At 71.3% G+C, this 1,384-nt stretch carries 1 protein-coding gene; it reads right to left on the bottom strand.

Features of this window, described 5'->3' with window-relative positions:
* On the bottom strand, positions 1-1,086 hold a 1,086-nt coding region (locus ACIP9H_RS42295; protein ID WP_401964272.1), incomplete at its 3' end, for an acyltransferase domain-containing protein.
* Positions 1,087-1,384: the final 298 nt, after the last annotated feature.

Raw genomic sequence — 1,384 nt, 5'->3', positions numbered from 1 at the left:
GGTGTGTTGGAAGGCGTAGGTGGGCAGGGGGATTCGGCGGGGGTGGGTGTTGGTGTAGGCGGGGGTCCAGTCGACGGGGATCCCGCGGGTGTGGAGCCAGGCCAGGGTCCGCAGGAACGCCTCGGGCTCGCTGCGGGTCCGGTCCAGCACCGGTGCGGCCGCGACCTGCCCCGCCCCGCCCTCGCGTTCCTCCAGCACCGCACGCACCAACGGCGTCAGCGTCCCGGACGGCCCCACCTCCAAGATCGTGCCGACACCCTGCTCCAGCATCCCGGCCACCACATCGGCGAACCGCACCGGCCGCCGCGCATGCTCCATCCAGTACTCCGCCGTCCCGGCCCGGCCGCCCTCCACCACCCGCCCGTCCAGACCCGACACCAAAGCCACCCGCGGCAGCGCGGACTCCACCGCACCCACCACCCGCCCCAACCCCTCCAGCACCGGCTCCACCAACGCCGAATGGAACGCGTGACTGACCCGCAACCACACCACCCGCCGCCCCGACCCCTCCAACCGCGAGACGACCTCCTCCACCCCGGCCCGCCCACCCGACACCACCACCGACGACACACCATTGACCGCCGCCACCGACACCCCACCACCCGGCAACCCACCCGGCCGGCCGGCCAACTCCTCCAGCAACGCCAGCACCTCACCCTCCGACGCCGACACCGCCGCCATCACACCCCCCGCCGGCAGACCCCCCATCAACCGCCCACGCGCCGCCACCACCAGCACCGCATCCTCAACCGACCACACCCCCGCCACACACGCCGCCACCACCTCCCCCAACGAATGCCCACCCACCACACCCGCCCGCACCCCCCACGACTCCAACAACCGCACCAACGCCACCTCGAACGCAAACAACGCCCCCTGCGCCACATCCGTCCGATCCAACAACCCCCCACCAGAACCCGCGTCCACGTCACCGTCGGTTCCACCGAAGACGACCGCCTTCAGATCCACCCCGCCATGAACCCCCCACACCCCGCACACCTCGTCGAACGCCTCCGCGAACACCGGAAACGCCTCGTACAACCCCCGCCCCATCCCCACCCGCTGCGCACCCTGACCGGTGAACACCAACCCCAACGAACCCCCCACCACAGACCCCGACACCACACCCGGAGCCTCAACACCCCCCGCCAACGCCTCCAGACCCGCCACCAACTCGCCCCGGTCCCCACCGAAAACCACCGCACGCCGCTCCAACCCCGCCCGCGACAACAGCGACCACCCCACATCCCCCAACCCCGCAGAACCTGCAGAACCCGCAACAAAATCCTGCAAACGCCCCGCCTGCCCCCGCAACCCACCCACCCCACGACCCGACACCACAAACGGCCACCCACCCACCGGCACCCCAACACCCACAACAGAC

The organism is Streptomyces sp. NPDC088732 (assembly GCF_044751205.1).
GTDB lineage: Bacteria > Actinomycetota > Actinomycetes > Streptomycetales > Streptomycetaceae > Actinacidiphila.
The sequence above is the reverse complement of the archived record's forward strand: the minus strand, read 5'-3'. Positions and strand labels throughout refer to the sequence as shown.